We start from the raw sequence: 26,297 nt of genomic DNA, 5'->3' as shown, positions 1-26,297 counted from the left end.
GATCAATGTCGTGTTTCAGAGTCTGAAACGGTAGTTTGCTGAGACAGGATATTTTCCACATCGACTTTATCAAAGCGGTATTGTTTACTGCAAAATTCGCAATTTACTTCAATAATGCTCCGCTCGTTTAGAATATCTTCCAGCTCAACCCGCCCCATAGCGAATAATGTTCTTTCAATGTTTGACCGTGAACAGGCGCAGCTGAACTCAACCGGTTCAGGATCAAACAACCTGACTTTTTCCTGATTGAATAATCGGTACAGCAACTGTTCGGAATCCAGCTCGAACAGTTCTTGTTCGGTTACTGTATTTGCCAATATTTCGATATGCTCCCAATTAGCCTCATAATTTTCCTGTGCCGGCATTTGCTGTAATAATAATCCTACGGCATGGGTTGCATTGGCAAATAGCCATAAGCGGGTCTTAAGTTGCTCGGACTGTTCAAAATAAGTTTGCAAGGCAGCGGCCAAATTGCCACCTTGCAGCGGGACGATGCCCTGATAAGGCTGGCCGTTTTCAGCCTCTATGGTAAGCACCAGTCGCCCTTGACCGAACATAGCTTCCAGCGGTCCGAGAGTTACGCTTTCCTTGCCTCTGACCAAGCCCCTTATTTTGCGCTGCTCCGTCGCCTGGGCAACCAGAGTTTTAATAGCGCCATCGCCTTGAGCCTGAAGAATCATCGAGCCTTTAAACTTGACGGTAGCCGACAACATGACTACGGCTGCCAGCGCCTGCCCTAGTTGCAACTGCATGTTTTCAGAGCCGCGCTGATGACTTTTAGCCGCTTGCCAGCTGTCGGTCAATTTAACCCATTCCCCGCGAACACCGAGCTCCTCAAATAAAAAACGGCGTAACAAATCTTGATCTATCATGTTCCCCCAATTAAAAAGTCGTGCATTTTATGCCATCAGGATCATAATAATCCTTATTTAAACAGTCGTATAAAAATACCACAGGCCATGATTTTTTCATCAAAAAAACTTACGCTACCTGATCCGAAAGAAGCTTTACCTGGCCGTAACACGCCTATGCCTATTACAAACAGGCATTTTGTGACAGGCAACCCGATACTCTCGCCTTTCCCTGAATCTATGGAGCAAGCCTTGTTCGGCATGGGCTGCTTCTGGGGAGCGGAACGGAAGTTTTGGCAATGTCCCGGCGTTTATAGCACGGCAGTCGGTTATAGCGGGGGCTATACTCCCAATCCGACTTATGAAGAAGTCTGTACCGGTTTAACCGGGCATAGCGAGGTTGTTAAAGTTATTTACGACCCAACTATTGTTTCGTACCGCGAATTGCTCCGTATTTTTTGGGAATCCCACAACCCCACTCAAGGCATGAGACAAGGCAATGACATCGGCACGCAATACAGATCGGGGATTTATACCTACACTCAGCAACAACTTGATGAAGCTATTGAGTCAAAACAACATTACCAGCATCAACTGGCTCAACCGGGTTTTAACCAAATAACCACCGAGATTATGCCGGCAAAAGAGTTTTATTATGCTGAGGATATGCATCAGCAATATCTGGCGAAAAATCCGGCGGGTTACTGTGGTTTGGGAGGATTAGACCTGTCTTTTGATAGACGTTGATTTTACAGGACAAAAAAAAGACGGTTTTAAAAACCGCCTTGGAATAATTTAGGAAGAATATAACGTAACTTTTTAGCTATGGCGCTCAATAAGTTAAGTTAATAATATCAATAAATAATGCAATATTAAATGTGACATATTGTCGCAGTTTATATTGTTGTTTAATTTATAATTTAAATCCCGATAATGTACTTAAATAAGCTTAGTTTATTATTTAGGTTATTTTTTATCTCATATTATATTTATAAAAATGCTTTCATACGCTTCACCTAAATCAGAATTTTCCGCCCGACAAAACCTGAAGTGGCTGTTTATTCTTAGAAACTTGATGATAATGAGCGAGGTTATACTGATTGTTTTATCCGTATACGGCCTTAATATCCGTTTGCCGGAGCAGCCTCTCTGGCTGGTTATACTGTCGATCATTGTAGTTAATATTTATACTTCAATGCGGTTGCAGACAGAAGATCCGGTTACGGAATTGGAAATTTTTTCTCAACTAGTTATTGATGTTTTTGGTATTACGGCGTTGCTGTATCTGACTGGCGGCGCATCAAACCCGATTACCTGGGTATTCTTATTACCTCTGATTATTACAGCCATTATGCTGCATCAATCCTATGCCTGGTATATGGTGATTTTAACCACGTCCATGTATACGGCGTTAATGGCTTACAATATTCCTCTGCCGTCGATTGAGCCACATATGCCCAGTCCGGAAATGAAGTATTCCGATACAAAGAATTATGAATTGTTGCAACAAGTTCATGCCATGAGTGACAGCCACTATTTTAATCTGCATATTTTCGGCATGTGGTTTGGCTTTGTATTTAGCGCCGGCTTAGTCGCATTCTTTGTAGTTGAGTTGGCTAAAACGCTCAAAGCTCAGGAGCGAAACCTGGCTGAAGCCAGGGAAAATGCGTTAAGGGATGAGCGTGTAGTAGCGTTGGGAACATTAGCAGCAAGTGCCGCTCATGACATGGGAACACCATTAGGGACTATTGCTATTGTGACCCATGAACTTGAACAAGAGTATCCGACCCATCGCTTCCCGGATCTACATGAGAAATTATCAATCATGCAGCAACAAATTGACCGATGCAAAACCGCGCTATCGGTGATGTCAGCCTCTGCCGGTGAAATGCGCGCCGAATCGGGTAGCGCCATGCTACTAACGGATTATATTGACGAAGTAATCAATCAATGGCGCACGCACAAGCCGACTTCAAAACTATCTTTCTTTATTAATCCTGATGTTGCAATGCAGGCAAAAATCGTTGCCGAACTCACTCTGACCCACTCTATTATTAATATTTTAAATAATGCCGCTGAAGCATCGCCGCCGGAAAAAGGTATCGAATTTCATGCGTCGTGGGATTTAGATTACGCCACTATTAAAATCAAGGATTTTGGCCCCGGTCTGCCGCCGGAATTAATTGATTTTGCCGGAAAGCAACCTGTTATCAGCAAAAAACGCGGTTTAGGTGTCGGATTATTTCTAGCCTATTCCACTATTAATCGTCTGGGCGGTAAAATTAGTCTTTATAACAGCGAATCGGGCGGCGCCTGCGTGGAAATCACCCTGCCCCTTTTAAATACTGAGAATAATAATGATGATCCAGGAAATGGATAAGCCACGGCTGCTGCTGGTGGACGATGATAAAACTTTTTGCAAAGTGTTAAAAAGTGCATTAGAAAAAAGAAATTATGAGGTACTGGTCGCTAACGATGTTAAAGACGGAATAGCTTTGGCTGAACGTTATTTGCCTGAATATGCAGTGATTGATTTGCGTATCGGCCATGAATCCGGCCTGGAACTGGTAAAAAAACTGATCTCTTTGGATGACAATACCATTTGCGTCATGTTAACCGGCTTTGCCAGTATTGCCACAGCGGTTGAAGCAATAAAACTGGGCGCCACACACTATTTGACCAAACCGGCTAATGCGGATGAAATTGTCAATGCCCTGAATAAAAATGAAGGCGACTCATCGGTCTTGATTAGCGAAAATCCCTTATCCGTAAAGCGCCTGGAATGGGAGCATTTACAAAAAGTACTGATGCAGCATGACGGCAATATTTCGGCCGCTGCCAGAGCGTTAAATATGCACAGACGGACGTTGCAAAGAAAGTTGGATAAAAAGCCGGTTAGAGAATAAACGATAGAGTGACCAAACAACATAGGCTAAAAACACACCTGCTTGAGTTTCAGTTTTTAAATCTAGCCAATTTAGGATTGAAATTGCTGTCAAAGTACTATGTTCCCTCATTTAGCATCGGTCTCGAGGCAGATATTTTCAGTTCTGGAGCTTTTAACCGTATCCGATTTTGTTTAAGGGCATCTTCGGGAGGGCGGCCGGTTTAAAACGCAATTCTCTTTTATCCCGATAACTTCATTCTAAATCCCTATGATTTAATCCGTAACAATATCCTTTGCTCAATCTGTTTAATAACCGGTTTTGCAAAGTTATTTGCATTAATTTTCAGTTTGTTAATGCTTGTCAAAATGTTTTTTTCAGTCGCCAACAACCTCTTTAGTGCCATAAATTCTAAGCCAATTGGTTATTTTTTTATTTATAGCTTTGACATAACGCTGTGTCTCATGATAAAAAGTACACTGTCGTTTATTACTTAATTCGACAAGCAACCCAATAAAGTAATTTGTTGGGCGGCCCCTTTGAGGAAAGGGAATAAAACAATATAATATAAACTTTCGAGGATTTTAAAATGGCTGAAGAACAAGAAAAAGACAACACATGGTTGATCGCTGGTGTTGCTATTGCTGCTGTTATTGTATTAGTTGTACTGTTGAAACAAGACGAAACAAAGCATTTGCAAAGTGGTGCTGTTGCTGCGAGTAACGCTGAAGTTTTCTCAAAAATTGATGCGAAGAAAACCGGCAACAAAACTGCGCAATAATTCTGAAAACGCAGTCAATTAAAAAAAGTACCTCCCGTTAATTGCGGGGGGTATTTTTTTATCCACAAAACTTTCTTCTGTTCAACACTTCATAGCTCTCGAATCCGACCTGGCCCTCAGATCGTTTTATGTATCCGACCTCGTGATTTTCAATCGAATATCCAGCCAAGCGCTGAATTTGAACGACCTTTACCGTGAATAGCGGTACGTAATCAGAATACTTAACCGGGTCAAAAAGCCTGCGAACTTTATAAACATTAGCTACGCATCTTTTTCCAGCATCTGAATTTTTTCTTCCAGCATTTTTACCCTTTTCAATAACTCAGGTAATTTACTGATTGCGATCTGCTCTTTATAAGCCGTCTTTTTATCTTTTGCAGGACTGCCAAAAACCTGCATCCCTGCCTCGACATCGCCCGCCACGCCGGAACGAGCCATAATCACTGCTCCACGGCCAATCGTAACATGATCGGCAATACCCGAACTTCCCGCCAGAATCGCATAATCTTCAATGTTGCAAGAGCCGGACACCCCCGTTAATCCGCACATGATTACATTTTTGCCGACTTTGTTATTGTGCCCAATCTGCACCAGATTATCGATTTTACTACCTGCGCCTATCAAGGTACTTCCCAGCGCTCCCCGGTCTATACAGGTATTGGCACCAATCTCGACATTGTCCTCAATAACCACATTACCGACCTGGGGAACTTTGACATGCTGGTTGTTCCTGAACTTATAACCAAAGCCGTCAGCGCCAATGATCGCACCTGAATGAATAATGACATTATTTCCCACGACCACATCGTCATAAATTACCGCATAAGGATAAATTCGACAGTTTTTACCTATTTTGACATTTTTACCAAGATAAGCGCCTGCATGTATTTCGCTGCCATCGCCTAAACTTGAGTTTTCACCAATTACAGCATAAGGTCCGATATACAGTTCATTACCTAACGCCACATTGGCTTCAAGCACTGCCTGCGATGCAATTTGCTGCGTATAAGTTCTGGCAGGATGCAGTAATTCGACGGCTTTGATAAAACTGATTTCAGGATCAACGCAAATTAACAGCGCCATGCCTTCTGGTACATTTTCAACAGTGAAGCCTTCTGCAATAAAGCAGGCGGAAGCCGTTGAGCCTTTGATATGTTGGGTATAGCGAGCATTAGTCAATTGAGTGACTTGACCTTGCTGTGCAGAGGTAATATCTGCCGCTGAATGGACGACTGCTGATGGGTCGCCGCCCTCAATCCGCGCTCCACAAAAATCGGCAAGTTCTTTTAATATAATCGGCATATCGGTCTCTGCTGTTATTCTTTCATGGCGCCAAAACAGTCGGCGCGTTGTTGAAAATTTAAGTTTAGTGTAACAAATCTAATAAACAACCATATTACATCATTGGGTGCTAACCAGAACGATAAGTGCTTTGAATAAAATCGATCTTTTCTGCTTGCTGGCATAAATTGCCAGCACTCGGAAATTCCTATTGACTGCGCTGCCAGCGCCCCGATTTACCGCCATCTTTCTCCAGCAACCGAACTGACTGGATAACCATTCCCCTATCTACGGCTTTGCACATATCGTAGATCGTAAGCAATGCAATTTGCGTGGCATTCAGCGCTTCCATTTCAACACCGGTTTGACCATTGGTTTTTACGATAGTTTGGCAGCGTATTCGGTTGCGGTCGGCTTCTGCACTCAGTTTGATTTCTACATGCGTTAGCGGCAGCGGATGGCACAACGGGATCAGCTCCGCAGTTTTCTTGCTGGCCATAATGCCGGCTATTCTTGCTATACCCAGCACATCACCTTTTTTATGTCCGCCATCTACGATCAATTTGAGCGTTTCCGGCTGCATCTCAATATAGCCTTCAGCAATGGCTGTACGCTGGGTTATCGCCTTTTCTCCGACGTCGACCATATGAGCTTCGCCGGATTGATTAAAGTGGGTTAATGCAGTCATTTTTCTGTAAAATTATCAGTGAAAGGGCAAGCGCGTTTTATTATAACAACTGCCGGTTAAGAAAACTAAAAAGGCGACTGACAGTTCTACCTTGAAATGCGACTTGTCGAATTTTATTTTTTGTGACTGAGTAAGTGACCATGTCAATTAAGGTACGTTATTTTGCCAGCTTGAAAGAAAGTGTCGGACGCTCGGAAGACAGCCTGGAGTTCGCCGGCTTAACTACAGTCAGCGATGTATGGTGCCGCGCCAATCCGAACAAACCGCTGCCGAGTAATAGTTTGGCGGCGGTTAATATGGATTATGTTGAATTGGACAGTGCAGTTAAGGACGGCGATGAGGTGGCGTTTTTTCCGCCGGTGACAGGGGGCTGAGAATGATCGTAAAAATTTGCGCGGAACCTTTCGATCCTTGGCAGGAAACACAAGCGCATCAGTATTCGGCAAGCGATATGGAGGGGAAGTTTGGCGCAACCTGTGTATTCATAGGTACGATGCGCGATTTCAATGAAGGAGATGATATTAAGGGCATGACGCTGGAGCATTACCCCGGTATGACCGAAAAACAGCTGGAAAAAATCGTTGCCGAAGCTTCTCGGCAATGGCCGGTTATCGACGCGCTAGTAGTGCACCGGGTGGGCGACATTCTGCCTAATGAACCGATAGTGCTGGTGGCAGTCTGGACCTCGCATCGCGGCGATGCTTTTGATGCAAATCGTTATATCATGGAAGCGTTAAAGTCGAGGGCGCCGTTCTGGAAAAAAGAGCTGTTAAAATCCCAGGCCGAGCGTTGGCTGGTCAAAAATACGGATGGTTATCTTTAAACAGCTTTGAAGTAGGGCGTGCCATGCGCGCCAAAGCATAGCAGAATTACTCAAGCGCCGAAAAAGGCGCGCACGGCACGCCCTACTCGTCGGTTGCGATTATTTAAACGACCTTTTTGTGATTAATTTTTAGGAAATATTTGAATGCAAGGACCATTAAAAAAAATGCATGCGCGTCTGAATCAGGATAAATCAAAGCCGGTTCAGTATGAGTTACCTTTAGGCGATCAATTAGTCGCATTAAATCCGCTGATCGGCAAATCGATTAAGCTAGTGTATACCGGCAACATTCTTTGCATGCACTGCAACAGGTCGATCAAAAAGAGCTTTAACCAAGGCTATTGCTATCCCTGCTTTACCACGTTAGCACAATGCGACATGTGCATCATGAAACCGGAAACCTGCCATTATGAGTCAGGCACCTGCAGGGAGCCCGCATGGGGAAAGGAGTTTTGCTTTCAGCCGCATGTGGTTTATCTGGCCAATTCCAGCGGCATCAAGGTCGGCATTACCCGGCAGACTCAAATACCGACACGCTGGATAGATCAAGGCGCAACACAGGCACTGCCGATTTTTAAAGTGCCGTCGCGCCATATTTCCGGCTTGATTGAAATCGCTATTGCCAAGCATATCAGCGATAAAACCAATTGGCAGCAAATGCTTAAAAGCAAGGCTGAGCCTATCGATCCGATTGCAAAACGGGATGAATTAATCACTGCTTGCAAAGCGGACCTGGACAATATTATCCAGCGCTTTGGACCTCAGGCACTTGAATTTCTAACCGATGAGCCGGCTGTGGATATTCATTTTCCGGTAGAGAGTTACCCAGCCAAGATCAAGTCGTTTAATCTCGATAAAAATACCGAAGTATCCGGCGTTCTGAACGGCATTAAAGGCCAGTATTTATTGCTGGATACCGGCGTAATCAACATTCGCAAATTTGCAGGTTATGAGGTTGAGTTTTCAGAATAGTCACAGCTTTGTATTCAGCTTTTATTTAACCCATTGGCAAGATCCTTTTTAACAAAAAAACCAAATCGATTGCTCTTGCTCAGGCAGAATTAAAAAGGATAAGAGATGCGAGTGCAATCCCATCAAAAACCTAGTAAAATGCTTGATATCTATCGTCTGAAAAGGCGGTTACCAGCAGCAGCTTATCTGACGTTCTTTAAAACAAACCGGCCATTTGAGTCTCTAATTTTAAAAACGCATATAATTCAGCTTAATTCGAAAGTCTATTTGAGGTATTAGCGTGGAGCTAAACGGCGCACAAATTGTAATTCAGAGTCTTAAGGACGAAGGCGTAGAATATATTTTTGGCTATCCCGGCGGGGCAGTATTACATTTATACGATGCCATTTTCCAGCAAGACGATGTCAAACACATCCTGGTTCGACACGAACAAGGCGCTACGCACGCAGCGGACGGCTATGCGCGTGCAACCGGCAAGCCAGGCGTAGTCCTGGTCACTTCGGGCCCTGGCGCTACCAATGCTGTGACCGGTATCGCCACCGCTTATATGGATTCAATTCCGATGGTGATTATTTCCGGCCAAGTACCTTTGCCGGTCATTGGCAGCGATGCGTTTCAGGAAGTCGACATGGTCGGCATTACCCGTCCCTGCGTGAAGCATAACTTTTTGGTTAAAGATATAACCAAACTGGCTGAGACCATGAAGAAGGCGTTTTATGTAGCGACCACTGGCCGTCCCGGCCCTGTTGTTGTCGACATTCCTAAAGACATCACCGACCCCAGAATAAAAATCCCTTATAAATATCCTAAAAAAGTCACTATCCGCTCTTACAATCCGGCGGTTACCGGTCATAAGGGACAGATTAAAAAGGCGGTGGATTTATTATTGACCGCACAAAAGCCGATCATTTATTCCGGCGGCGGCGTAATTTTGGGTGAGGCCAGCAAAGAGCTGACCGAATTTGCTCAATTATTGGACTTCCCGATTACCAATACCTTGATGGGTCTGGGCGCTTATCCTGCAACCGACAAGCAGTTCGTCGGCATGCTGGGCATGCACGGCACGTATGAAGCCAACATGGCGATGCATGAAAGCGATGTAATTATTGCGATCGGCGCGCGTTTCGACGACCGTGTTACCGGCAAGCTGGACCAGTTTTGCCCGCATGCCCAAATCATCCATATCGATGTAGATCCTGCGTCCATTTCCAAGACCGTTAAAGTCGCGATCCCTATCGTCGGCGAAGTCAAGCCGGTATTGGAACAGATGCTGGAAATGATCAGGGAAAGCAAAAAGAAACCATCCAAGAAAGCGTTAGATAGTTGGTGGAAACAAATCAACCAATGGCGCGCTCTCAAATGTATGGAATACGACCGCAACAGCCGTCTGATCAAGCCGCAGTATGTAATTGAGCAATTGTATGAAGTTACCAAAGGAGAGGCTTATATCACCTCGGATGTAGGTCAGCATCAAATGTGGGCGGCACAGTATTATCCGTTCGACAAGCCTCGGCACTGGATCAATTCAGGCGGTTTGGGCACGATGGGCTTTGGCTTACCTGCGGCCATCGGCGTTAAACTGGCGTTTCCCGATTCCGATGTTGCTTGCGTGACCGGTGACGGCAGCATCCAGATGTGCATCCAGGAATTATCGACTGCATTGCAATATAACGCACCGGTAAAAATCATCAACCTGAACAACAGCTACTTGGGCATGGTTCGCCAATGGCAGGAGTTTACCTACGAAAGCCGTTACTCGCATTCGTACATGGACACTATTCCGGACTTCGTCAAGCTAACGGAAGCCTATGGTCATGTCGGTATGCGTATCGATAAACCGGAGGACGTTAGACCAGCGCTGGAAGAAGCTTTTGCAATGAAAGACCGCACAGTATTTTTGGACATTCTGACTGACCGAACCGAAAATGTTTATCCGATGATAGAAGCCGGAAAAGCCCATAACGATATGACCTTAAGAGTCGCGGACGGCACATCGACCGACAGGGAGTTGGCATAATGAGACATATCATTTCTATCCTGATTGAAAACGAATCCGGCGCTTTATCGCGCGTGGCAGGCTTGTTTTCCGCGCGCGGCTATAACATTGAATCTTTGACCGTAGCGCCAACCGAAGACCCCAGCCTGTCGCGTATGACCCTGGTCACGCGAGGCAGCGACGACATTATCGAGCAAATCACCAAGCAGCTGAACAAACTGATTGATGTGGTCAAGCTGATAGACTTGGCGGACGCTGTTCATATCGAACGGGAACTGATGATGGTCAAGATCAGAACTACGGAGCAAACGCGCGAAGAAATCAGGGGCATGGCAGACATATTTCGCGGCAAAATTATCGATGTAACGCCAACCACTTATGTCGTGGAAATGACCGGCCCTTCCAGTAAACTGGATGCTTTTATTGCGGCAATCGATGGCGACACCATTATTGAAGTCGTCCGCTCCGGGCCGACCGGTATTTCAAGAGGCGAAAAAGGGCTGCATTTGTAAACTCAAGGTTAAAGGCGAAAGGCTCAAGGCGAAAAAGCAATGCTCATTCGCCCTTCGCCCTTTGCCCTTTGCCCAATTAATTTTAAACACCCAAAAACAGGAAAAACCATGCAAGTTTATTACGACAAAGATGCCGATCTTTCAATCATCAAAGGTAAAAAAGTAGCCATTATCGGTTACGGATCGCAAGGCCATGCCCACGCTCTTAATCTAAAAGAGTCCGGCGTTTCAGTTGTCGTGGGCTTGCGCACAGGATCACCTTCAGTGGCTAAGGCTGAAGCACATGGTTTAACCGTACAGCCGGTTGCACAAGCGGTTGCCGGCGCGGACATAGTCATGATTTTGACGCCTGATGAATTTCAATCAAAATTGTATAAAGACGAAATTGAACCCAACATCAAACAAAGTGCAGTATTGGCATTTGCCCATGGCTTTTCAATTTTATTCAACCAAGTCGTGCCGCGCGCCGATTTAGATGTGATCATGATCGCGCCTAAAGCACCAGGACACACCGTTCGTTCTGAATTTGTACGCGGCGGCGGCGTTCCTGACTTAATCGCAGTTCATCAAGATGCTTCAGGCACGGCGAAAGCGATTTGTTTATCGTATGCCTCTGCTATTGGCGGCGGTCGCTCAGGTATTATTGAAACCACGTTCCGCGACGAATGTGAAACCGATTTATTCGGCGAACAAGCGGTATTATGCGGCGGTGCGGTTGAACTCGTAAAAATGGGTTTTGAAACCTTGGTTGAAGCGGGTTATGAGCCTGAAATGGCCTACTTTGAATGCTTGCACGAATTAAAGTTGATTGTTGATTTAATGTTTGAAGGTGGCATCGCCAACATGAACTACTCGATTTCCAACAATGCAGAGTATGGCGAATACGTCACCGGCCCCAAAGTCATCAACGAAGAAAGCCGTTGGGCGATGCGCGAAGCGTTGAAAAACATCAGAAACGGTGAGTACGCCAAGCAATTCATTATGGAAGGCATGACCAACTATCCTGAAATGACCGCCAAGCGCCGTTTGAATGCAGAGCACCCGATTGAAGTCGTCGGTGCAAAACTGCGCAGCATGATGCCTTGGATTAAAGCCAACCAGATTGTTGATAAAAGCAAAAACTGATCCAATTTCCCTCTTTTGCTCCTTCTCCTTTGAGGGAGAAGGTTGGGATGAGGGGTATAAATTTACAGTCAGTTTAAGCGTTTAAAAAAAAGCCCGTCTTTATGATGGGCTTTTTTTTGCGGTGAGGAGCATGACCGTACATGTTCTCCCGTTTGTTTGAACCGAAAAAACGCAGTAGAGCATTCCAAACTCCGTTCGTCCTGAGCCCAGTCGAAGGGTGAGCGGAGTTTGAAATGCTCATCGAATGTATAAGCCGCTCATGCTTCGACAGGCTCAGCACGAAGAAGGCTAAGAAGACCTTGCCGCAGGCCGAAAGTTTTATGATCGACAAGAAGCAGATGTAGGCGACTATTTTTTCGACAGCCTTTTTGCCGAAATCGATTCACTGGCGCTTTACGGCCGGATTCATTCAATTCATTTCGGATTTCATCGGCTGCTGGCAAAGCATTTTCCTTACGCAATTTATTGCAAGGTAATTGACAAAGCTATCGTCTTTCGTGTTCTTGATTGCAGGAGTAATCCAGGTAAGCTTCATAAAGTTAGTTTGCCGGAAACGCCGGTTCTCGCTGTCACTCAAACCGTCTTATTCCGGTCTGCCGGGCTTTTATGATTTGGTCATACGTATCTTTATCGAGTATCTGTGCCAAATACTTACCCCTTCGGATCGTTTATATTTTTTCTTTCTATGATCATATAGCAAGCCCACCTGAGATGGATATATGCTTGCAAAAATTGCTGATGCAATTCCACATGGTTTTGTCCCTATAGGGGCGACAAACATTTTATTGCCTTCTCTTAAAGACAAACGTGTTTCTTCTAAAGAATCATAAGCTGAGCTCGGATCATTAGCAGCACAATATGAAATACTACAATTATCAATTGCTTCTAAATGCGGAACAATAGAGTTTAATTCCCAGCCTGGTTGAAATGCAGGAATACCAAAAACTACTTTTAAATCTTTTGATGAAATCATTTGATACTCTTCAAAAGCTCGTTCTAAGCGATCAGGTTCAAAACCCAGAAAAAAGACACCAGCTTCTACATCCTCTCCTGATAAATCTACTACAGCATTAGGAATTGGCTTATATCCAGCGTTTAGTTCAGTTAATGCAAATGAGTCAGCTGCTGGTGTAGTACGGCTGTAATTTTTTGGCTCGACATAAATAATTAAAAAATTATCAATCTTTAAGTCTATTAGTGATTTAATTGCAAAAAAAAGTTCTGGCACACCAAGTGTGGTAGCTTCTAATATGATATTTTTGTTAGCGATAATATATGGAGTAAATAGTTCTATTGCTAGATCTGCTGTTAAAGTTCCATCGCCAACTGTTAAAACCATTTGTTCATAATCATAACTTACAAGAATGCGATCAGTAATCAAATCACTATCAAAGTTGACAGCCGATTTTCCTCTGTCATCAACTGTATCACCATGGAAAAGAACACTTTCTGTATAAATAATTATCTCATTTGAATTATCATGAGAGCTATTTGAAAAAATCACTGACGGAATCATTGTAAAAAAATGTCTATTTGGTTATTTTTGTTTTTAGATAATTTAGTATTCTTAGATAATTTGTTGGAAAGCTCCGTATAGTGATCTTCTGTGCCAAATGCCAATGTATGAAAGTCTTCAACGGAAATTTCTATCTTTCTTTTTCGTCGATAACTAATTTGAAAGTAAGGTGAATATATTGGGTTTAATTGATAATCAACAGTGTCACTACCAATTGCGCCTTTATTTTTTGTTTCCAGTTGTTCTGTGATAATAGCGTATTTTATGGCTTCAGAAATAAAACTCATCTCTTCATTACTTAATTCTCTTTTACCAGAATTAATTGTAAATTGATTTTGCTCTGGTTCGCTCATAGATGGAATCGATTGCAATGTTCTAAACACATTACCCAGCCTTAAAACAAACATCCGCAATCGTTCACCCAAAGCACCAAAAGTTTTTATCTCACGAATAAGCTGATCAGATGCTTCATAAGCAGCTCTTGCTTGGATTTCAACTGGGATTTCAAATTGATTTTCGTCGGTTAGATCAGCAACCTCTAGGGCTTTATAGCAAAGAATTAAGAAATGGCGTAAATTGTTATTTGCCATCGAGCAATAAGTATCAAAGCCACTGTAAACTGGGCAAAGTCCTTTATGTGGTCTGTATAACTCAAGCAATGCACCAACGAGATTATTTGGAATTAAGTTATCAAAAGTACTTTTTTTTCCATTTTTATAATTATTTAACTGCAACAAAATTTTTTCAGGGGTTTGTTTGGGGCGATGAAGGAGTGCAGGGACAATTACTAACGCTTCAGGAACATTTCTATAATTTAAAAAATCTTCTACTAATATTTCAGTTTCATATTTTTTTATTCCCTTTGAAATACGATCAGTGAGAATCTTAATTCGAGATTCTACAGCATCATTAGCGATTTTATTATGGGCTATACTGGGCAATAGTTTTTTAATTTCACCAAGTATCTCTGTTTTATGTGAGTCTTCGGTTCTTTTCTCAAGGGATTTTGGATCTCGAAGTGCATTAAGAAGGTCACTGTTAGATTCTTTTTTTGCTAAGTCTAAATTAGCCAAAAAAACTTCTGCAAAAAATATCTTTCTTTCATTTTCATCTAAGAACCCTTCATCTAAAGAAAATCTCCTGAAATCATGGGTTGCATTTATTGATTCAGCACCAGTAGTTGCAGTTTCATTTGATAGCTCCTTAGAAGCAAAACTAACAATCAAAGGCTTTTGGCTATGTTTTAGAAAAGTGTTAAGTACTCGGCGTTGGTATGGAACTAGATTCTCTACTTCATCTATATAAATATAGAATGATGCTTTTCCCAATCCTTCTATTTTTCTAATATCTTTAATCATTTCTTCAAGGAATGTTTTTCCTGGAGGAAGAAACGGTTTCTGGCTAGCTGAAACATTAGTTATCCACGATGAAAATCTTCGTCTACTTGTTTCTAAAAAAGATTCGAGTTTATTTAATTGTTCAGGATAATCAGGATGAAAATCTGGAAGAGAAAGAAGACGCGAAGTTTCGAATGCTTCACAAGTGAAATTTTTGAAAGAGCTCTCTGCAATGACTTTTAAAGAACGAATGATCTCAATGGCTACAACAAGTGCAAAGTAGGATTCAAAGATAGAAATCCACTCATATTCACTTAAGCCTCTGAAATTTAGCGAATTGCAAAATTGTGTGTCAACCCTCCAATAAATACCAATATGAGATACCTCATTATTTGGTATCTCAACACGTCTTTTTGAAAATGCTGTGTGATAATCTAAATATTTCAAAAGCATTGTTTTTCCACAACCACGCTTGCCAATAATGTAAGTAGACTTTGTGGCAGTCTTTAAGGAAAGGCGATTAAAATATGGAGGAATATAAAACTCACCCCATATATCAGCGTCATGTTCTTCTGCTCTAGTTTTTGCTAGTATATTAATTTCTGAAGTTGTCATGTATTATCTCGCAATAAGTGGGTTCCAACTGTCTGATTTATCCCAAAGTAATTGCAGTGAATCATCTGGTATGCCGTGATCATAAGCAATCAAACAGCCAAGATTCCCATACCCTAGAGGCATTTTTTTTTCAAATCTTGCTTTATTTTCTACAATTTCAAGATATTGTTCTAATGGAGTTATTTCAGTGTAGGGCCAAATTCCGTCATCAATCCATTCTTTTGATATGGCCTCGAAGCAATTTTTAGAGGTTATTCTTTCTCCATAAAACACAGGAATGTCTGGATATATGTCTTTAAAAAGTTTAATTCCATCAACATGAGCTAAGGCAACTACAATCCCTGTTTGAGAACAAGAAGTCATAAAACTGCATTTTTGGCGGATAAATTCGGCCAACTGATCTCCAGTGTAAAGCCCATCATCTACTAATAAATATCTTTCAAATGGTTTAAGCTTTGCACATTGACTCGTGTAATAAAGTTTAGATTTGGTGATGCCTATTTGATTTCTTAATAACCTGGTTATAATTTCACCACTTGTCCCTGGCTGGGTATATTCATATTGTACAGGCCCAAAATTAAAGCATAATGTTGATTCATTAACTGTACCATTTAAAATTTCTCTCCAGTCATGAGTTTCTAGTAAATGGCTCGAATGTGTAAAATTTTTGGTAGCGCATTTAAGAGCTTGTTTTAATGATGAAACCAATTGGTCTGATGTTCTATAAATTAAAAACCTCAAAATTAGCAGCGCTAAGGTATATTCTGGGCCTTTATCGAATTGATTCAACCATGTTTTGATTTGTTCAAAGTTCATTGGCTGGCGAATTTTGGTATTACAAAGTAATCTGATTATTTTTGTTAGATTTAGATTATCTTTACTTGGTTCAATCGATAAGTGCATTTTGATGAGTTCTCGGTATATCAGAGCAAAAAGTTGTTTTTAATTTGTTTAGCTAAATAGTGAGTGAATTACTTAAAATTCTATAGAGTAAATTCAATTATGTTTCAAAAAACGAGTTCCATTAATGATCGAACCGTTAAGAATTTTGCACCAACGCCATGGCTTCCGGCTTCAAGCGCTAGACGACCTGACTCACTGCTTAAATAAGAAAAAACTGCCTGTCTGTATTCAGGTAAAACTCTAAGCAGTAATATGCAGTCTGAGATTGCAACCTTTCCTGTTCGTACCATACAAACTTTTTGACTTAGATTTCTACCTACCCTAGCAACTAAAATATCTCCTGGTAAAGCAGATTTTCCAACCACATTTTTTACTGCATCAGAAGTCAGTTGATATTTTTGAGGTACAAATGCACTGTCAGGTGAGAAGTTACTTGTATGAAACACTGGAAAGTCAGCGAATCTTCTATCTAATGACGAGTATGAGCCTCGAAACACTTCAATAACCACTTCAGCTATTTTTTGCTGTCCGTGAGAAATATTTCTATAAGCTGACGAAATGTAAGAATAATCAAGTCTTTTCGCTGCATTGTCTGCTGTTACCTGTAGTTGCGGGGACAACTTACCATTTTGCTCAAGACGTTGGATTGAAATTGATTCTGATCTATTTGAATGCTTCGAAACTATGACAATGTGAGCTTTAGCATCTGTGTTTCTGAATATTCTACGAGGTAATTCAATTACACGTTCAACTTGATGATTCATAAGCAAGGTTTTACGAAAGACAGAGTATTTTTCTCCGGCAACAATTCCATCTGGCAAAATCAAACCTAATCGTCCACCTTGACGCAATAACCGAAGATTTTGTGCAATGAAAAGCAGGTCAGCAGGAATCTCACGCATTCGTGGCAAAACATGGCTCAGTCCAGCATCTTCAAGAATTTCTAAAAACTGTTTTTTCCATTTAGGACGGATATAGGGGGGATTACAGAGCGCCATGTCAGCCTCACCCCACCGCAAGCCAAGGTGGTTGGCTAAATCTAAATCCAGGGAATCTCTAACATGATGAGTAATTACTCGTTCATTCAGTGTCTGAAGGAGTGTGCATTTCCCTTTTTCCTCAATATCGACGGTAATGAAGCGAGTTCCCTCCCATTGCTTAGCCGCTTCTCTTATAAGAGCACCGTCACCAACACAGATATCCACGACTGTGCTGGGACATTCTATTCCCATAGCAGTAACTAATAATGCTCCTACTGCTGGTTTAGTGTAATAGCATCCTAATGGATCAGATGTTTTGGAAGGGCGAGAGAGTTGCATTCTTCATTTTCTTATTGTCTTAAATACTTACTCTACATGATAACATCAGCGACAAAGTAAGCTGAACAGCTAATATTTAAATGGCACGAAAAAAAAACATAGAGTCTGTATATTGTGCATTTTTGTTTTTGAAATGTACTGATCCTTTTGAATTGGTTATTCTGTAGTTTTATTTAACTGAGTAGCCTTGTACGCTATCCCTACCTTGAAGTTGTGGTATGTAATAACACACTCATCCATTTAAGAATTAAACTTGCCGAACTGGCCCCGGATACTTCGCCACCAAAGCATCCGCTGTCAGCAAGTTGATGCCCTCGACAGTTGCCTACGCAATAAGGATCCGGTCGAATGGGTCTTTATGAATGGGCGGCAAACTATCAATAGAAACGGCATGCTCGGCGTTAATAGCCAATTCTTGATAGCCGTTGTCCAACAGTCCACGACGTAGCACTCTTGCATCGACCTGAAAATCGGAACGCCCAAGCCCGCGCTTGATGGCAATTTCCCAAAGGCTGGCCGCACTGAAAAGCAGTTCGTTCGATGGGTCTTCCAGCAATGGGCGAGCAACTGCTGATAATTGGTCAGGCGAACCGGCCGCCCATAATAATCAGTGGGTATCCAGTAGCAGCTTCATTCTTCATCGTCAAAAAGCAGCTCGATTTCCTTAGCTCCCATGCTGTCGAAATCATCAGGAACGGTGATCTGTCCTTCCATGAAACCTAGCCTTCGAATTTGTCCGGCCGATGGAGCATCCAACCTAGTTACCTTGACCAGCGGCTTTCCAGCTTTGGCGATGATGAAAGACTCACCCTTTACCGCTTGATCTATCAAGCGAGACAGTTGGGTTTTGGCTTCATGGATATTGACTGTCTGCATGATAACCTCATTGAGTTAAATTCAATTAGTTTAGTCTATGATATATGATTTAGAAAATTAGGGCATCTGATGATTCTTGATATGGGGCTATTGATATTAGAAAAAAAGCAATCCCTGATGCTTTTGTGATGCATGATCACTGGCGCATTCTTGTTTGAATTGAGTCAAAGAGCATGCTCTAATGTGTATTGTTTATAAATTCCTTACACAAGGATAACCCAATGCGAACCAATATAATCATAGACGACACATTAATGGCCGATGTTCTAAAAGCGACGGGGGTAAAATCCAAGCGCGAAGCGGTAGAACTCGGTTTAAAAGCCTTATTGATGTTGAAACAGCAAGAGGGCATCAAAGCCTTTAAAGGCAAATTAAAATGGGAGGGTGATCTGGAGCAAATGAGGACTGATCGGTGATCCTGGTCGATTCAAGTGTTTGGATCGATTATTTCAACGGCACAGAAACATTGGCAACCAAAAAGCTGGATAACTTACTGGGTGTGCAGCCTGTATGCACAGGAGATTTGATTCTGGCTGAAGTGCTGCAAGGGTTTAGATTAGACCAGGATTACCAAGCCGCAAAAAACCTGCTTTGCTCCCTGCCTGTCCACGCCATGTTGGGCGTAACTCTAAGTTTAAAAAGTGCCGAAAATTTCAGAAACTTGCGCAAACAAGGCATTACGATCCGAAAAACCATCGACACGATGATTGCTACTTTCTGTATTGAAAACGAATTGCCGTTATTGCATTCAGACAAGGACTTTCAGCCCTTTCAACAATTTTTGGGTTTACAGGTTGTATAGAGGTTCCCTTTAATCTCCAATACTGCTGACTTACCCCTCCGTTTGCCCCGAGCTTGCCGAAGGGTATTTCGCACGATGACTTAAGCCATTCATGCTTCTACAAGACTCTCCTGAGCAAGGCCGAAGGGCTCAGCACGAACGGCTTAAGTCACAGCATTGGGATGGTGGCAAACTGTCGATAGAAACGGCATGTTCACCGGTAATAGCCTCGTTTACTGCGATGAAACTGAATTACCTCAACATGCATAAACCTAAAAACAGCTAAAATCCCGATTCCCTGATCAACACGGCCGCAACTTGTCGCCATAGCGATGAGGCGATACTTTCGGGCTTTCCGTCAATCAGCACATTGCCTTTAATGGCTCGATTAATCGGCTCGCCGGTTTCCATGGGCTGAAGCCAAACCCGGTAAACCGATGTTTCTGGAACCAATACATCCTTGTTGTTACCCCGAATCGCAATGCTGCCGTTGTAACGGGAGGTAAAAACCGGCGGCAACTGCAAAGCCGCGGCATTATCGATGCGCACAATCCGGCACGGCATACTCGGCCAATCCAGTTGCTCAGGATAAAACTTCGCTTCAGCGCCGGATTGAATCTGCCCCAAATGATCCTCAGCCAAAAAAGCTTCTATCTGATAAGCATCGAATTGCCCCACGGTTAACAGCGGCTCGTCCTTGGCGATCCATTCCCCGGCATTCAACAGGTCGTTGACCTCGATAACTTCGCCGTCAAAAGGCGCCTGAACGGTTAAGCGTTTACGTTCATCCATAAGGCCGTCGTACTCACTGCCCGCACTTTCCAGTTCGGTCAATGCCACCAGCCGCCGATTGATCAGGTTCTTTTCCTGGCCGTGAAAAGACAGTTCCCAGCGTAACGATTCGATCTTTATTTTGCTTTGTTCAATACGCGAATCAAGGTCGGACGAACTGAACTGGACCAGCGCTTGTCCCGCCTTAACGGTTTCTCCTTTAACGACCAGAATCCGATCCAGCTTAGCGGGCAGCGGCATAAAAAGCTCGGTATGGGCGGCTATTTTCAACAGGCCGGGCGCTTCAATGCGGCTCTTCCAGGGAATAAACAAAATGCCGATGACGATCAGGATTGCCGACAAAGTCGTCAGCGTATTGCGATTCCACTCCATGCGTTGGCGGTGTTCAAGCCAATATTTAACTTCTTTGACGATAGGGAGCATGATAAACCAGCCGACCTCGACCATCATTAAAAACAGGCCGAGCAATTTAAAGAAAAAGTGATACACCAGCAGGGCGATCCCCAAAAACAGAAAGAAGCGATAAATCCAGATACACCAGGCATAAATCAGCAGTAACCGTTGCGTCTTTGCCGGAAACCGCTCCGGCACTTCATCGAGAAAGCCGAACAACAGCCGCCGCAGTTGCCAGCGTCCCAGAGCAAATGCCCTGTTTTGTAGATTCTCAATTCCCCAATAATCCGACAGTAAAAAATAGCCGTCAAAACGCATTAATGGGTTTAGATTAATCAACAGCGTCATAACCCAAGTAGTTGTCGCCATCAAAAATACGCTGCTGCGCAACGGGCCGTCAGGCAAAAAATGCCACAGCGTGGTGCATAAAACGGCCAGCCCCAATTCAGCGGCAATCCCGCCAAAACCAATCGCCAGCCGTTGCCGCCGCGAGGTCAATTTCCACGCATCGCTGGCATCGGTATATAACACCGGCATCATCACCAGAAAAGCCACGCCCATCGCGGAAACCCGGCATCCGTATCGATGAGCCGTATAAGCATGACCCAATTCATGCAGGGTTTTAGTCAAAGCCAGCGCAACGGCGTAATACACAAAGCCTTCGGTCGAAAAAAAATGCAGAAAAGTCCGGCTGAACATGTCCCAGCGGTCAATCAGCAAATATAAATTAACCAGCACCAAAGCTATCAATACATGCAACACCGCCGGCTGATAAATCCAGCGTAGCGCAGGATAAGTCCGCGCCAGCAAGCGATCCGGACGAAGCAGCGGAATTTTAAAAAACAGGTAATGATGGATCAGCCAGGTAAACCAGTGATGATGCGCGGCCTTGGCTTGACCGACCAAGCGCTGCACCGCCTCTTTTCCCCTGCTCTGGAGCAGGTTATGGCCGGCTAAAAACTGCAATAAATGCTGAATATCGTCAACGCTAACGTTAATCAACCCCTGCTGCGATATTTGTTCGCTGATGGCCTCGGGTGAGTTTAAGTCCCAATGCGCCAGAATCTCGTTTTCAAGTTGCCCGATACGATAGAAGTGTTGATTGACCGGATCATAAAGCGTCCAGGTAGGAGAACCGTCGAATGCGCAAGGCCCCGGAAACAAATCCAGCTCTTCACGCAACGGCGGCAGGTAAATTACATTCCCATCCATTGTCTCAATGCCGCCAAAGGTCTTCTTAACACGTAATAAACAAACGGAACCCGCGAGCCGAAGACCTTGGCAGTTCCTTTCAAGCCGATTCTAGGCAATACGTCCGCCTGCTTGAACCGGGCTTTCAAGCGATAAGCCAAGGCTTCGTCAGGCGTAACCTCGGCTTGATAGGCGGCAAAATACAGAACGGCCGAAACCGGCGTGGCCGGATCGACATTTAAAAAAAACTGCACCTTGGAGCCCGGCTCCAGATTAATCGCATCCGCAATCGGCAACTGCACTTCCAACTCGACATCGGCAGGATCGGCGACCATCAAAATACGTTCGCCGACAGTGACCGGCTTGCCTATCCAGTCGTTAACATCGGAAAACACCGCTATCCCGGCATGCGGCGCTTTGATGTCGATACGCGCCAGCCAATCTTCCATGCTGCGCACTTCGGCTTCCTGTTGTTCGGCTCGGCTTTTAAGAATATTGACCTGCGCCTTGCTGTCGATGTCGAACATCGCCTGCTGCGCGGTTTTGCGGTACTCGGCTTCGGCAACCGCCAAAGCTTTGCGGGTAACGGTCAGCTTATTTTTAATGGTTTCTTCTTCAAGGCTTAGCAGAGGCTGGTCTTTAGCCACTTGATCGTTGGGCTGCACATAAAACCGGCCGACGACGCCGTCAATAGCGGCCCTGAGAATAGTCGGATGACCCGGAATAACGCTGGCCGGAGCCAACGCGGTTTGCCGTACCGGAATCCATAACAGACAAAACAGCACAGCCAGACCGATCATCAGACGTTTTTTAGTCAGCCAGTCCTGTTTCCAGAAAGGCGGACGGGGCGCCAAAGCCGCCCAGGCATGTCCGAAGGTGTGCCCCATATGTTCCAACAGATAAAGCTCCCCATCCGTCCAAGCGGAATCCCTCGCCAACAGCAGACCGGCTTGCGGTGCAGCGCCATGAGCAGACACCGGCAGCCACAAGGCATGAGCCGGTAGCCACTGCGCCCAGTCATCGGCACAATCGCCTTTCAGGTCTTCTGCCGTTAACGGCCGAATGGCTCCGGAAGTGTCCGCGGATAACTGTTTGAACACCTGTTTCAGCCAGAAGATATACGGGGCATTAATGTCGATCACCGCCAAGCCGGAGACTGCAACTACTTGCGAGCCGTCTATTTGCCATAACGCCGCCTGACGAAACTCAATCAGACTGCGGCTATCGTTAACCAGCGTATAGGCCAGCGCTTCGGCCGTATCGGCGTTGCGGAAAGACTTTTCCAGTTGCAGCAACGTCGCCAGCGCCGTCAGCTGCCGTTGCGAACCGGTCATCGTATCAGTCATGCTTGGCTGACTCTGCCGCAAAAATGGCGCGACCGCTCATCCCGGCCAACAGGCCGTCAGACTTGCCGGTAATGACTCCGGTAATTTTAATGGACTGACTGACCGCATCGATACGAGCACCCAGCATCTTGACCTTGGCCGGATACTCGCGCTGAGTTTCTTCAAGAAAAACCTTAAACTCATAACCCGGTTTCAACCACATCAGCCAACTGGAAGGCACCAGCACAGTAACTTCAAGCTGACTGTCATCCAGAATATCCAGAATCGGATCGCCTGCTTTAACATATTGATAACGTTGCACCAACCGCTCGGCCACGCGCCCTGAAAAAGGCGCGGCAATCGTGCATTTTTGCAGCACCGCGCCCATCAACGCAATATCGGCTTTGGCCTTGGCGACTTCGGCGGCCGCCATTTCAAGCTCCAGCGGGCTCATCGAATTGAGCTTGGTCAAACGGGTATTAACCTCATAAGTTTTTTCGGCGGCTTGCACCACGGCCTGCGCTTTTTTCAACTGCGCCTGCTGCTCGGCGCAATTAAAAGCAACCAGCAAATCCCCTTGCTTAAACCGCTCTCCCTCCTGAACATTCAGCTGAATGATTTTTGCCGCCATTTCACTGGACAGGATAGAAGCATGCTGCGCATTGAGTTGAGCGCGAATTTCAGCCGGTTCTGCGGCATAAGTTGAGCTAAACGCGCTAAAACCTGCGATGCAGATGAGCAATCTTAAAAAAGTACGCATAGTAAGTCTTGATTGTTTACTGAGGGTTATATTTGGAAAATCATGTATAAAGGATTTTTACCACGATTAGGTTGGGCTGCCGCCTTTTGGGCCGCTCAATATTTGCTTTGCAACTAGCACGAAGGGGATGTTTCGGCTTGTCCTGCAAAGGAGCCGGAATAAACCTGTTTTCTTTACGCTCAAACAGGTTTATTCCTTCCTGCAAGCTAATTTTTTTTGATTACACTCGAATCAACGGCCGATAACTTTTCTTCTTCCGGTTTCGTTGACGAAGGGAATCGCCCTGCCTGCCAGTTTTTGTCGACCGCTTCAATGGAGCTCGCCAGAGTCTTAATGTCGTAATTTTCAATAAAGGCCGGCAAAGGATCAAGGCCCAGCGAGACATAAACCCGGCCCAGCGAACTTTGAATGCTGGCATAGGTTTCAAGTAGTTGTAACCGGGACATCAAGGCATTGGTTGTCGCGCGGATGCGTTCCAACCCGGTTTTTGCGTCATTTTCGGTATCATTGCTGATGTGCTTTGAAATCTTCTGGGTGATTCCATCCAGTTCCTGGGTACGCTTGTACTGCTGTTGCGCCACTAAGAACTGCTGATAAGAGAGATGAACCTGCGTCAATACCGCCATATAAACCGACAGCCTGCGCGTATCTCCTAGCTTTTCCTGGGCGTCTATCTGGTCAAAGCGCGCAGGAGCAGAAACCAACTCCATCAGGTTATTGCTGATTAAACCACTCAACTCCAACCAGTTGTTGTTTAGCAGATACGAGTTGCTGTCAAAGTTGTATCCGGTCTTGAACTCAATACCGGGAAGCAAGCGCAATATGGCTTTGTGCGTCTCTTCCGTAGTAATGCGGTTGTTGTAGATTTCCTCGCGCAATTCAGGGCGCAATTGCAGCGCCATTTCTTCCATTTTGTCGATCGGCAATGAAAATTCCGGCGTTTGTAGCGCGCTGTTTTCAGGCAATTTCAACTGGAATTTCTGGCTGGGCGATACACCCAGCAATGAAGCCAGTTCGGTTTTGGCAAGACGGAGCGTTTCCGACAGTTCTTCCAGTTTGCGGATGATTTCCAGCAGATCTTTTTGGTATTGCAATATCGCCAGCGGTGCAGCCAAACGTTCGCTTTCAATATTCTGAGCGTCTTTCAGCGCCTGTCTGGCGCTACCCAGGATTTTATCAATCTCTCCTTCCAGTTGCTGGCTGCCTGCCATGCGCCAGAATGCGGTGCGCACATCCTGCATCAACAACTGAGCGGTTTTGCGCCGGCTTTCCTCGGCAACCAAAACCCGGTTGGCATCCTGCTTAGCCTGAAAATAACTGACACCGAAGTCCAGCACGTTCCAACTGAAGGTGAAATCGTAAACTTTGCGCGACCGGTCTTGAGAGGTCGATGACTGCAATTGCTGGGCGCCAGTGACAGCGTTCTTGCTGTTAGAAGCATTGTAATTATCACGGCCCTTATAACCCGCCGAAGCAATCAAGTCGGGCAATAAGCTGAATTTTGCCAAATCGGACTGTCCGTCGGCCACGGCATGCTCCATCATTTTGACGCGATGGTTAAGATTGTATTTTAGCGCCCTGGCCATCGCTTCATAAACAGTGAGGGGCGCAGTGATAGCTTCCTGCTTGGCAAAAATGACCTGCTTATCGGCATCAAGCGATGTCTTTTGCTCAACTTGAGTAATCGGTTCCGGCATAATGGCGCAACCTGCTAACAAGGCGACACCGGTAAGACCGGCGATAAATTGGGGGGCTGAATAATTCATGATATTTTTTATTATTACTATTATGTTGAAAGACTTACAGACGGCTCTCTTTCCGCCTGGTTTTACTGCTGTGAGAATGCATTCACGCTTCAAACGCTGAAAACATCCTCTGTAAGGGCGGCCGATCGCAACCGCCATTACGCAAACGATATGAGTTATTTAATCATTATATGTCAGGCGGCATCCTTATCGTTTTTAGTCATACTGGCCAGACTGTCCAGCAATTTTTGACGCTGAAGCTCAAAGCCTTTTCTGCCCACCATCTGTAGCTGCTGCGTCAAACCGGGCTTACCGGCCTGAGCCACTTGCTTATCAGTTGGTTCAACTTGGCTTCGTTGCCCTCTTCCCTGTCCCTGTTGATTATCCCCATCATCCTGCTGATTGCTTTCCCCATTATCATGCTGTTGGCCTTGGCCTTGGCCCTGACCTTGTCCTTGCGGGCGGCCGTTCTGCGGCTTGACCTTAACCAGAACAACCACATCTTTACCCTGACTGTCCCTGATAGTGACTTTCACGGTTATCGGATTAGTCACGATAGCCCCTTCTTTTACTGTCACTGCGCCGGTACTGGGGTTAACACTGATAAAGGACGGCAAACTTTGCCCGCTGGACTGCGTTGCAGTAATAGTTATCAGCCCGGACATATTCAATCCGGCAAAGGCGCTGGACGGTATGTTTATGGTGCCACCGGACGTACCGCTTCCGCCTGAATCGGTAGTCAGCTTCATATCTATGACTATGGTTTGGCTGGAGCCGGAGCCAAAACCGGATGAACCTCCCAGTCCTCCACCAAAACCGGACGAACCGCC

26 protein-coding genes are annotated in these 26,297 nt (G+C 44.7%); 12 read left to right on the top strand and 14 right to left on the bottom strand.

The window, feature by feature from the left end:
- Window positions 1-2: 2 nt before the first annotated feature.
- Window positions 3-872, bottom strand: a complete 870-nt coding sequence (hslO, locus tag EPO18_RS08730) for an Hsp33 family molecular chaperone HslO (RefSeq protein WP_292432972.1) — start codon at window positions 870-872, stop codon at window positions 3-5.
- Window positions 873-959: 87 nt separating this feature from the next.
- Between hslO and msrA the strand changes: the two genes are divergently transcribed.
- From msrA to EPO18_RS08710, 4 genes are all read left to right on the top strand, one after another.
- On the top strand, window positions 960-1,598 hold the full coding sequence (gene msrA, locus EPO18_RS08725) for a peptide-methionine (S)-S-oxide reductase MsrA (protein WP_292432971.1): 639 nt from the start codon (window positions 960-962) through the stop codon (window positions 1,596-1,598).
- Between the two features lie 250 nt (window positions 1,599-1,848).
- Complete coding sequence (locus EPO18_RS08720) at window positions 1,849-3,231, top strand: ATP-binding protein (RefSeq protein WP_292432970.1); 1,383 nt, start codon at window positions 1,849-1,851, stop codon at window positions 3,229-3,231.
- Window positions 3,209-3,757, top strand: coding sequence for a response regulator transcription factor (locus tag EPO18_RS08715; RefSeq protein ID WP_292432969.1), 549 nt, complete (start codon window positions 3,209-3,211; stop codon window positions 3,755-3,757). The genes EPO18_RS08720 and EPO18_RS08715 overlap by 23 nt, the downstream gene beginning before the upstream one ends.
- A 568-nt stretch (window positions 3,758-4,325) precedes the next feature.
- Window positions 4,326-4,517 carry a hypothetical protein gene (locus tag EPO18_RS08710; protein ID WP_292432968.1) on the top strand — a complete coding sequence of 64 codons (192 nt, stop codon included), beginning with the start codon at window positions 4,326-4,328 and terminating at the stop codon, window positions 4,515-4,517.
- A 261-nt stretch (window positions 4,518-4,778) separates the two neighbouring features.
- Here EPO18_RS08710 and lpxD read toward each other — a convergent pair whose 3' ends face one another.
- Window positions 4,779-5,819, bottom strand: coding sequence for a UDP-3-O-(3-hydroxymyristoyl)glucosamine N-acyltransferase (lpxD, locus tag EPO18_RS08705; protein WP_292432967.1), 1,041 nt, complete (start codon window positions 5,817-5,819; stop codon window positions 4,779-4,781).
- Between the two features lie 187 nt (window positions 5,820-6,006).
- Window positions 6,007-6,486, bottom strand: coding sequence for a cyclic pyranopterin monophosphate synthase MoaC (moaC, locus tag EPO18_RS08700; protein WP_292432966.1), 480 nt, complete (start codon window positions 6,484-6,486; stop codon window positions 6,007-6,009).
- A 140-nt stretch (window positions 6,487-6,626) separates the two neighbouring features.
- On the opposite strand from moaC, the gene EPO18_RS08695 reads away from it, so the two are divergent.
- From EPO18_RS08695 to ilvC, 6 genes are all read left to right on the top strand, one after another.
- The gene (locus EPO18_RS08695) at window positions 6,627-6,860 is read left to right on the top strand and encodes a MoaD/ThiS family protein (RefSeq protein WP_292432965.1); all 234 of its coding nucleotides are present in this window, start codon (window positions 6,627-6,629) and stop codon (window positions 6,858-6,860) included.
- 2 nt (window positions 6,861-6,862) lie between these two features.
- Window positions 6,863-7,309 carry a molybdenum cofactor biosynthesis protein MoaE gene (locus EPO18_RS08690; RefSeq protein ID WP_292432964.1) on the top strand — a complete coding sequence of 149 codons (447 nt, stop codon included), beginning with the start codon at window positions 6,863-6,865 and terminating at the stop codon, window positions 7,307-7,309.
- Window positions 7,310-7,453: 144 nt separating this feature from the next.
- Window positions 7,454-8,281 carry a DUF2797 domain-containing protein gene (locus EPO18_RS08685; RefSeq protein ID WP_292432963.1) on the top strand — a complete coding sequence of 276 codons (828 nt, stop codon included), beginning with the start codon at window positions 7,454-7,456 and terminating at the stop codon, window positions 8,279-8,281.
- Between the two features lie 280 nt (window positions 8,282-8,561).
- Window positions 8,562-10,298 (top strand): acetolactate synthase 3 large subunit, encoded by a 1,737-nt coding sequence (locus EPO18_RS08680; RefSeq protein ID WP_292432962.1) that lies wholly within the window; start codon window positions 8,562-8,564, stop codon window positions 10,296-10,298.
- A complete protein-coding gene (gene ilvN, locus EPO18_RS08675; RefSeq protein ID WP_292432961.1) occupies window positions 10,298-10,789 on the top strand; it encodes an acetolactate synthase small subunit in 492 nt (163 codons plus the stop codon). The genes EPO18_RS08680 and ilvN overlap by 1 nt, the downstream gene beginning before the upstream one ends.
- Before the next feature lie 108 nt (window positions 10,790-10,897).
- Window positions 10,898-11,914, top strand: a complete 1,017-nt coding sequence (gene ilvC, locus EPO18_RS08670; protein ID WP_292432960.1) for a ketol-acid reductoisomerase — start codon at window positions 10,898-10,900, stop codon at window positions 11,912-11,914.
- Between the two features lie 604 nt (window positions 11,915-12,518).
- Here the strand turns inward: ilvC and EPO18_RS08665 are convergent.
- From EPO18_RS08665 to EPO18_RS08640, 6 genes are all read right to left on the bottom strand, one after another.
- The gene (locus EPO18_RS08665) at window positions 12,519-13,418 is read right to left on the bottom strand and encodes a hypothetical protein (RefSeq protein ID WP_292432959.1); all 900 of its coding nucleotides are present in this window, start codon (window positions 13,416-13,418) and stop codon (window positions 12,519-12,521) included.
- Between the two features lie 8 nt (window positions 13,419-13,426).
- The gene (locus EPO18_RS08660; RefSeq protein ID WP_292432958.1) at window positions 13,427-15,382 is read right to left on the bottom strand and encodes an ORC-CDC6 family AAA ATPase; all 1,956 of its coding nucleotides are present in this window, start codon (window positions 15,380-15,382) and stop codon (window positions 13,427-13,429) included.
- Window positions 15,383-15,385: 3 nt separating this feature from the next.
- Entirely contained in the window at window positions 15,386-16,285 is a 900-nt protein-coding gene (locus EPO18_RS08655; protein ID WP_292432957.1) for a phosphoribosyltransferase-like protein, read from the bottom strand.
- A 104-nt stretch (window positions 16,286-16,389) separates the two neighbouring features.
- Window positions 16,390-17,604 carry an N-6 DNA methylase gene (locus EPO18_RS08650; protein WP_292432956.1) on the bottom strand — a complete coding sequence of 405 codons (1,215 nt, stop codon included), beginning with the start codon at window positions 17,602-17,604 and terminating at the stop codon, window positions 16,390-16,392.
- Between the two features lie 325 nt (window positions 17,605-17,929).
- The gene (locus EPO18_RS08645; RefSeq protein ID WP_363331489.1) at window positions 17,930-18,160 is read right to left on the bottom strand and encodes a type II toxin-antitoxin system VapC family toxin; all 231 of its coding nucleotides are present in this window, start codon (window positions 18,158-18,160) and stop codon (window positions 17,930-17,932) included.
- 74 nt (window positions 18,161-18,234) lie between these two features.
- Entirely contained in the window at window positions 18,235-18,480 is a 246-nt protein-coding gene (locus tag EPO18_RS08640; RefSeq protein ID WP_292432955.1) for a type II toxin-antitoxin system Phd/YefM family antitoxin, read from the bottom strand.
- A 221-nt stretch (window positions 18,481-18,701) separates the two neighbouring features.
- On the opposite strand from EPO18_RS08640, the gene EPO18_RS08635 reads away from it, so the two are divergent.
- Window positions 18,702-18,896 (top strand): type II toxin-antitoxin system VapB family antitoxin, encoded by a 195-nt coding sequence (locus EPO18_RS08635; RefSeq protein ID WP_292432954.1) that lies wholly within the window; start codon window positions 18,702-18,704, stop codon window positions 18,894-18,896.
- Window positions 18,893-19,282 carry a type II toxin-antitoxin system VapC family toxin gene (vapC, locus tag EPO18_RS08630; RefSeq protein ID WP_292432953.1) on the top strand — a complete coding sequence of 130 codons (390 nt, stop codon included), beginning with the start codon at window positions 18,893-18,895 and terminating at the stop codon, window positions 19,280-19,282. Before EPO18_RS08635 ends, vapC begins: the two co-directional genes overlap by 4 nt.
- Before the next feature lie 261 nt (window positions 19,283-19,543).
- Here vapC and EPO18_RS08625 read toward each other — a convergent pair whose 3' ends face one another.
- The 5 genes from EPO18_RS08625 to EPO18_RS08605 form a co-directional block, all read right to left on the bottom strand.
- A complete protein-coding gene (locus tag EPO18_RS08625; RefSeq protein ID WP_292432952.1) occupies window positions 19,544-21,658 on the bottom strand; it encodes a site-2 protease family protein in 2,115 nt (704 codons plus the stop codon).
- Window positions 21,643-22,983: an efflux RND transporter periplasmic adaptor subunit gene (locus tag EPO18_RS08620; protein WP_292432951.1), complete on the bottom strand. Its 1,341-nt coding sequence runs from the start codon at window positions 22,981-22,983 to the stop codon at window positions 21,643-21,645. The genes EPO18_RS08625 and EPO18_RS08620 overlap by 16 nt, the downstream gene beginning before the upstream one ends.
- Entirely contained in the window at window positions 22,976-23,722 is a 747-nt protein-coding gene (locus tag EPO18_RS08615) for an efflux RND transporter periplasmic adaptor subunit (RefSeq protein ID WP_292432950.1), read from the bottom strand. Before EPO18_RS08615 ends, EPO18_RS08620 begins: the two co-directional genes overlap by 8 nt.
- Window positions 23,723-23,928: 206 nt before the next feature.
- Entirely contained in the window at window positions 23,929-25,488 is a 1,560-nt protein-coding gene (locus tag EPO18_RS08610) for a TolC family protein (RefSeq protein WP_292432949.1), read from the bottom strand.
- Window positions 25,489-25,661: 173 nt separating this feature from the next.
- Window positions 25,662-26,297: hypothetical protein (locus EPO18_RS08605; RefSeq protein ID WP_292432948.1), on the bottom strand; the 636-nt coding region annotated here is incomplete at its 5' end.

The organism is Methylobacter sp. (assembly GCF_004322395.1).
Lineage (GTDB): Bacteria > Pseudomonadota > Gammaproteobacteria > Methylococcales > Methylomonadaceae > Methylobacter_A.
The sequence above is the reverse complement of the archived record's forward strand: the minus strand, read 5'-3'. Positions and strand labels throughout refer to the sequence as shown.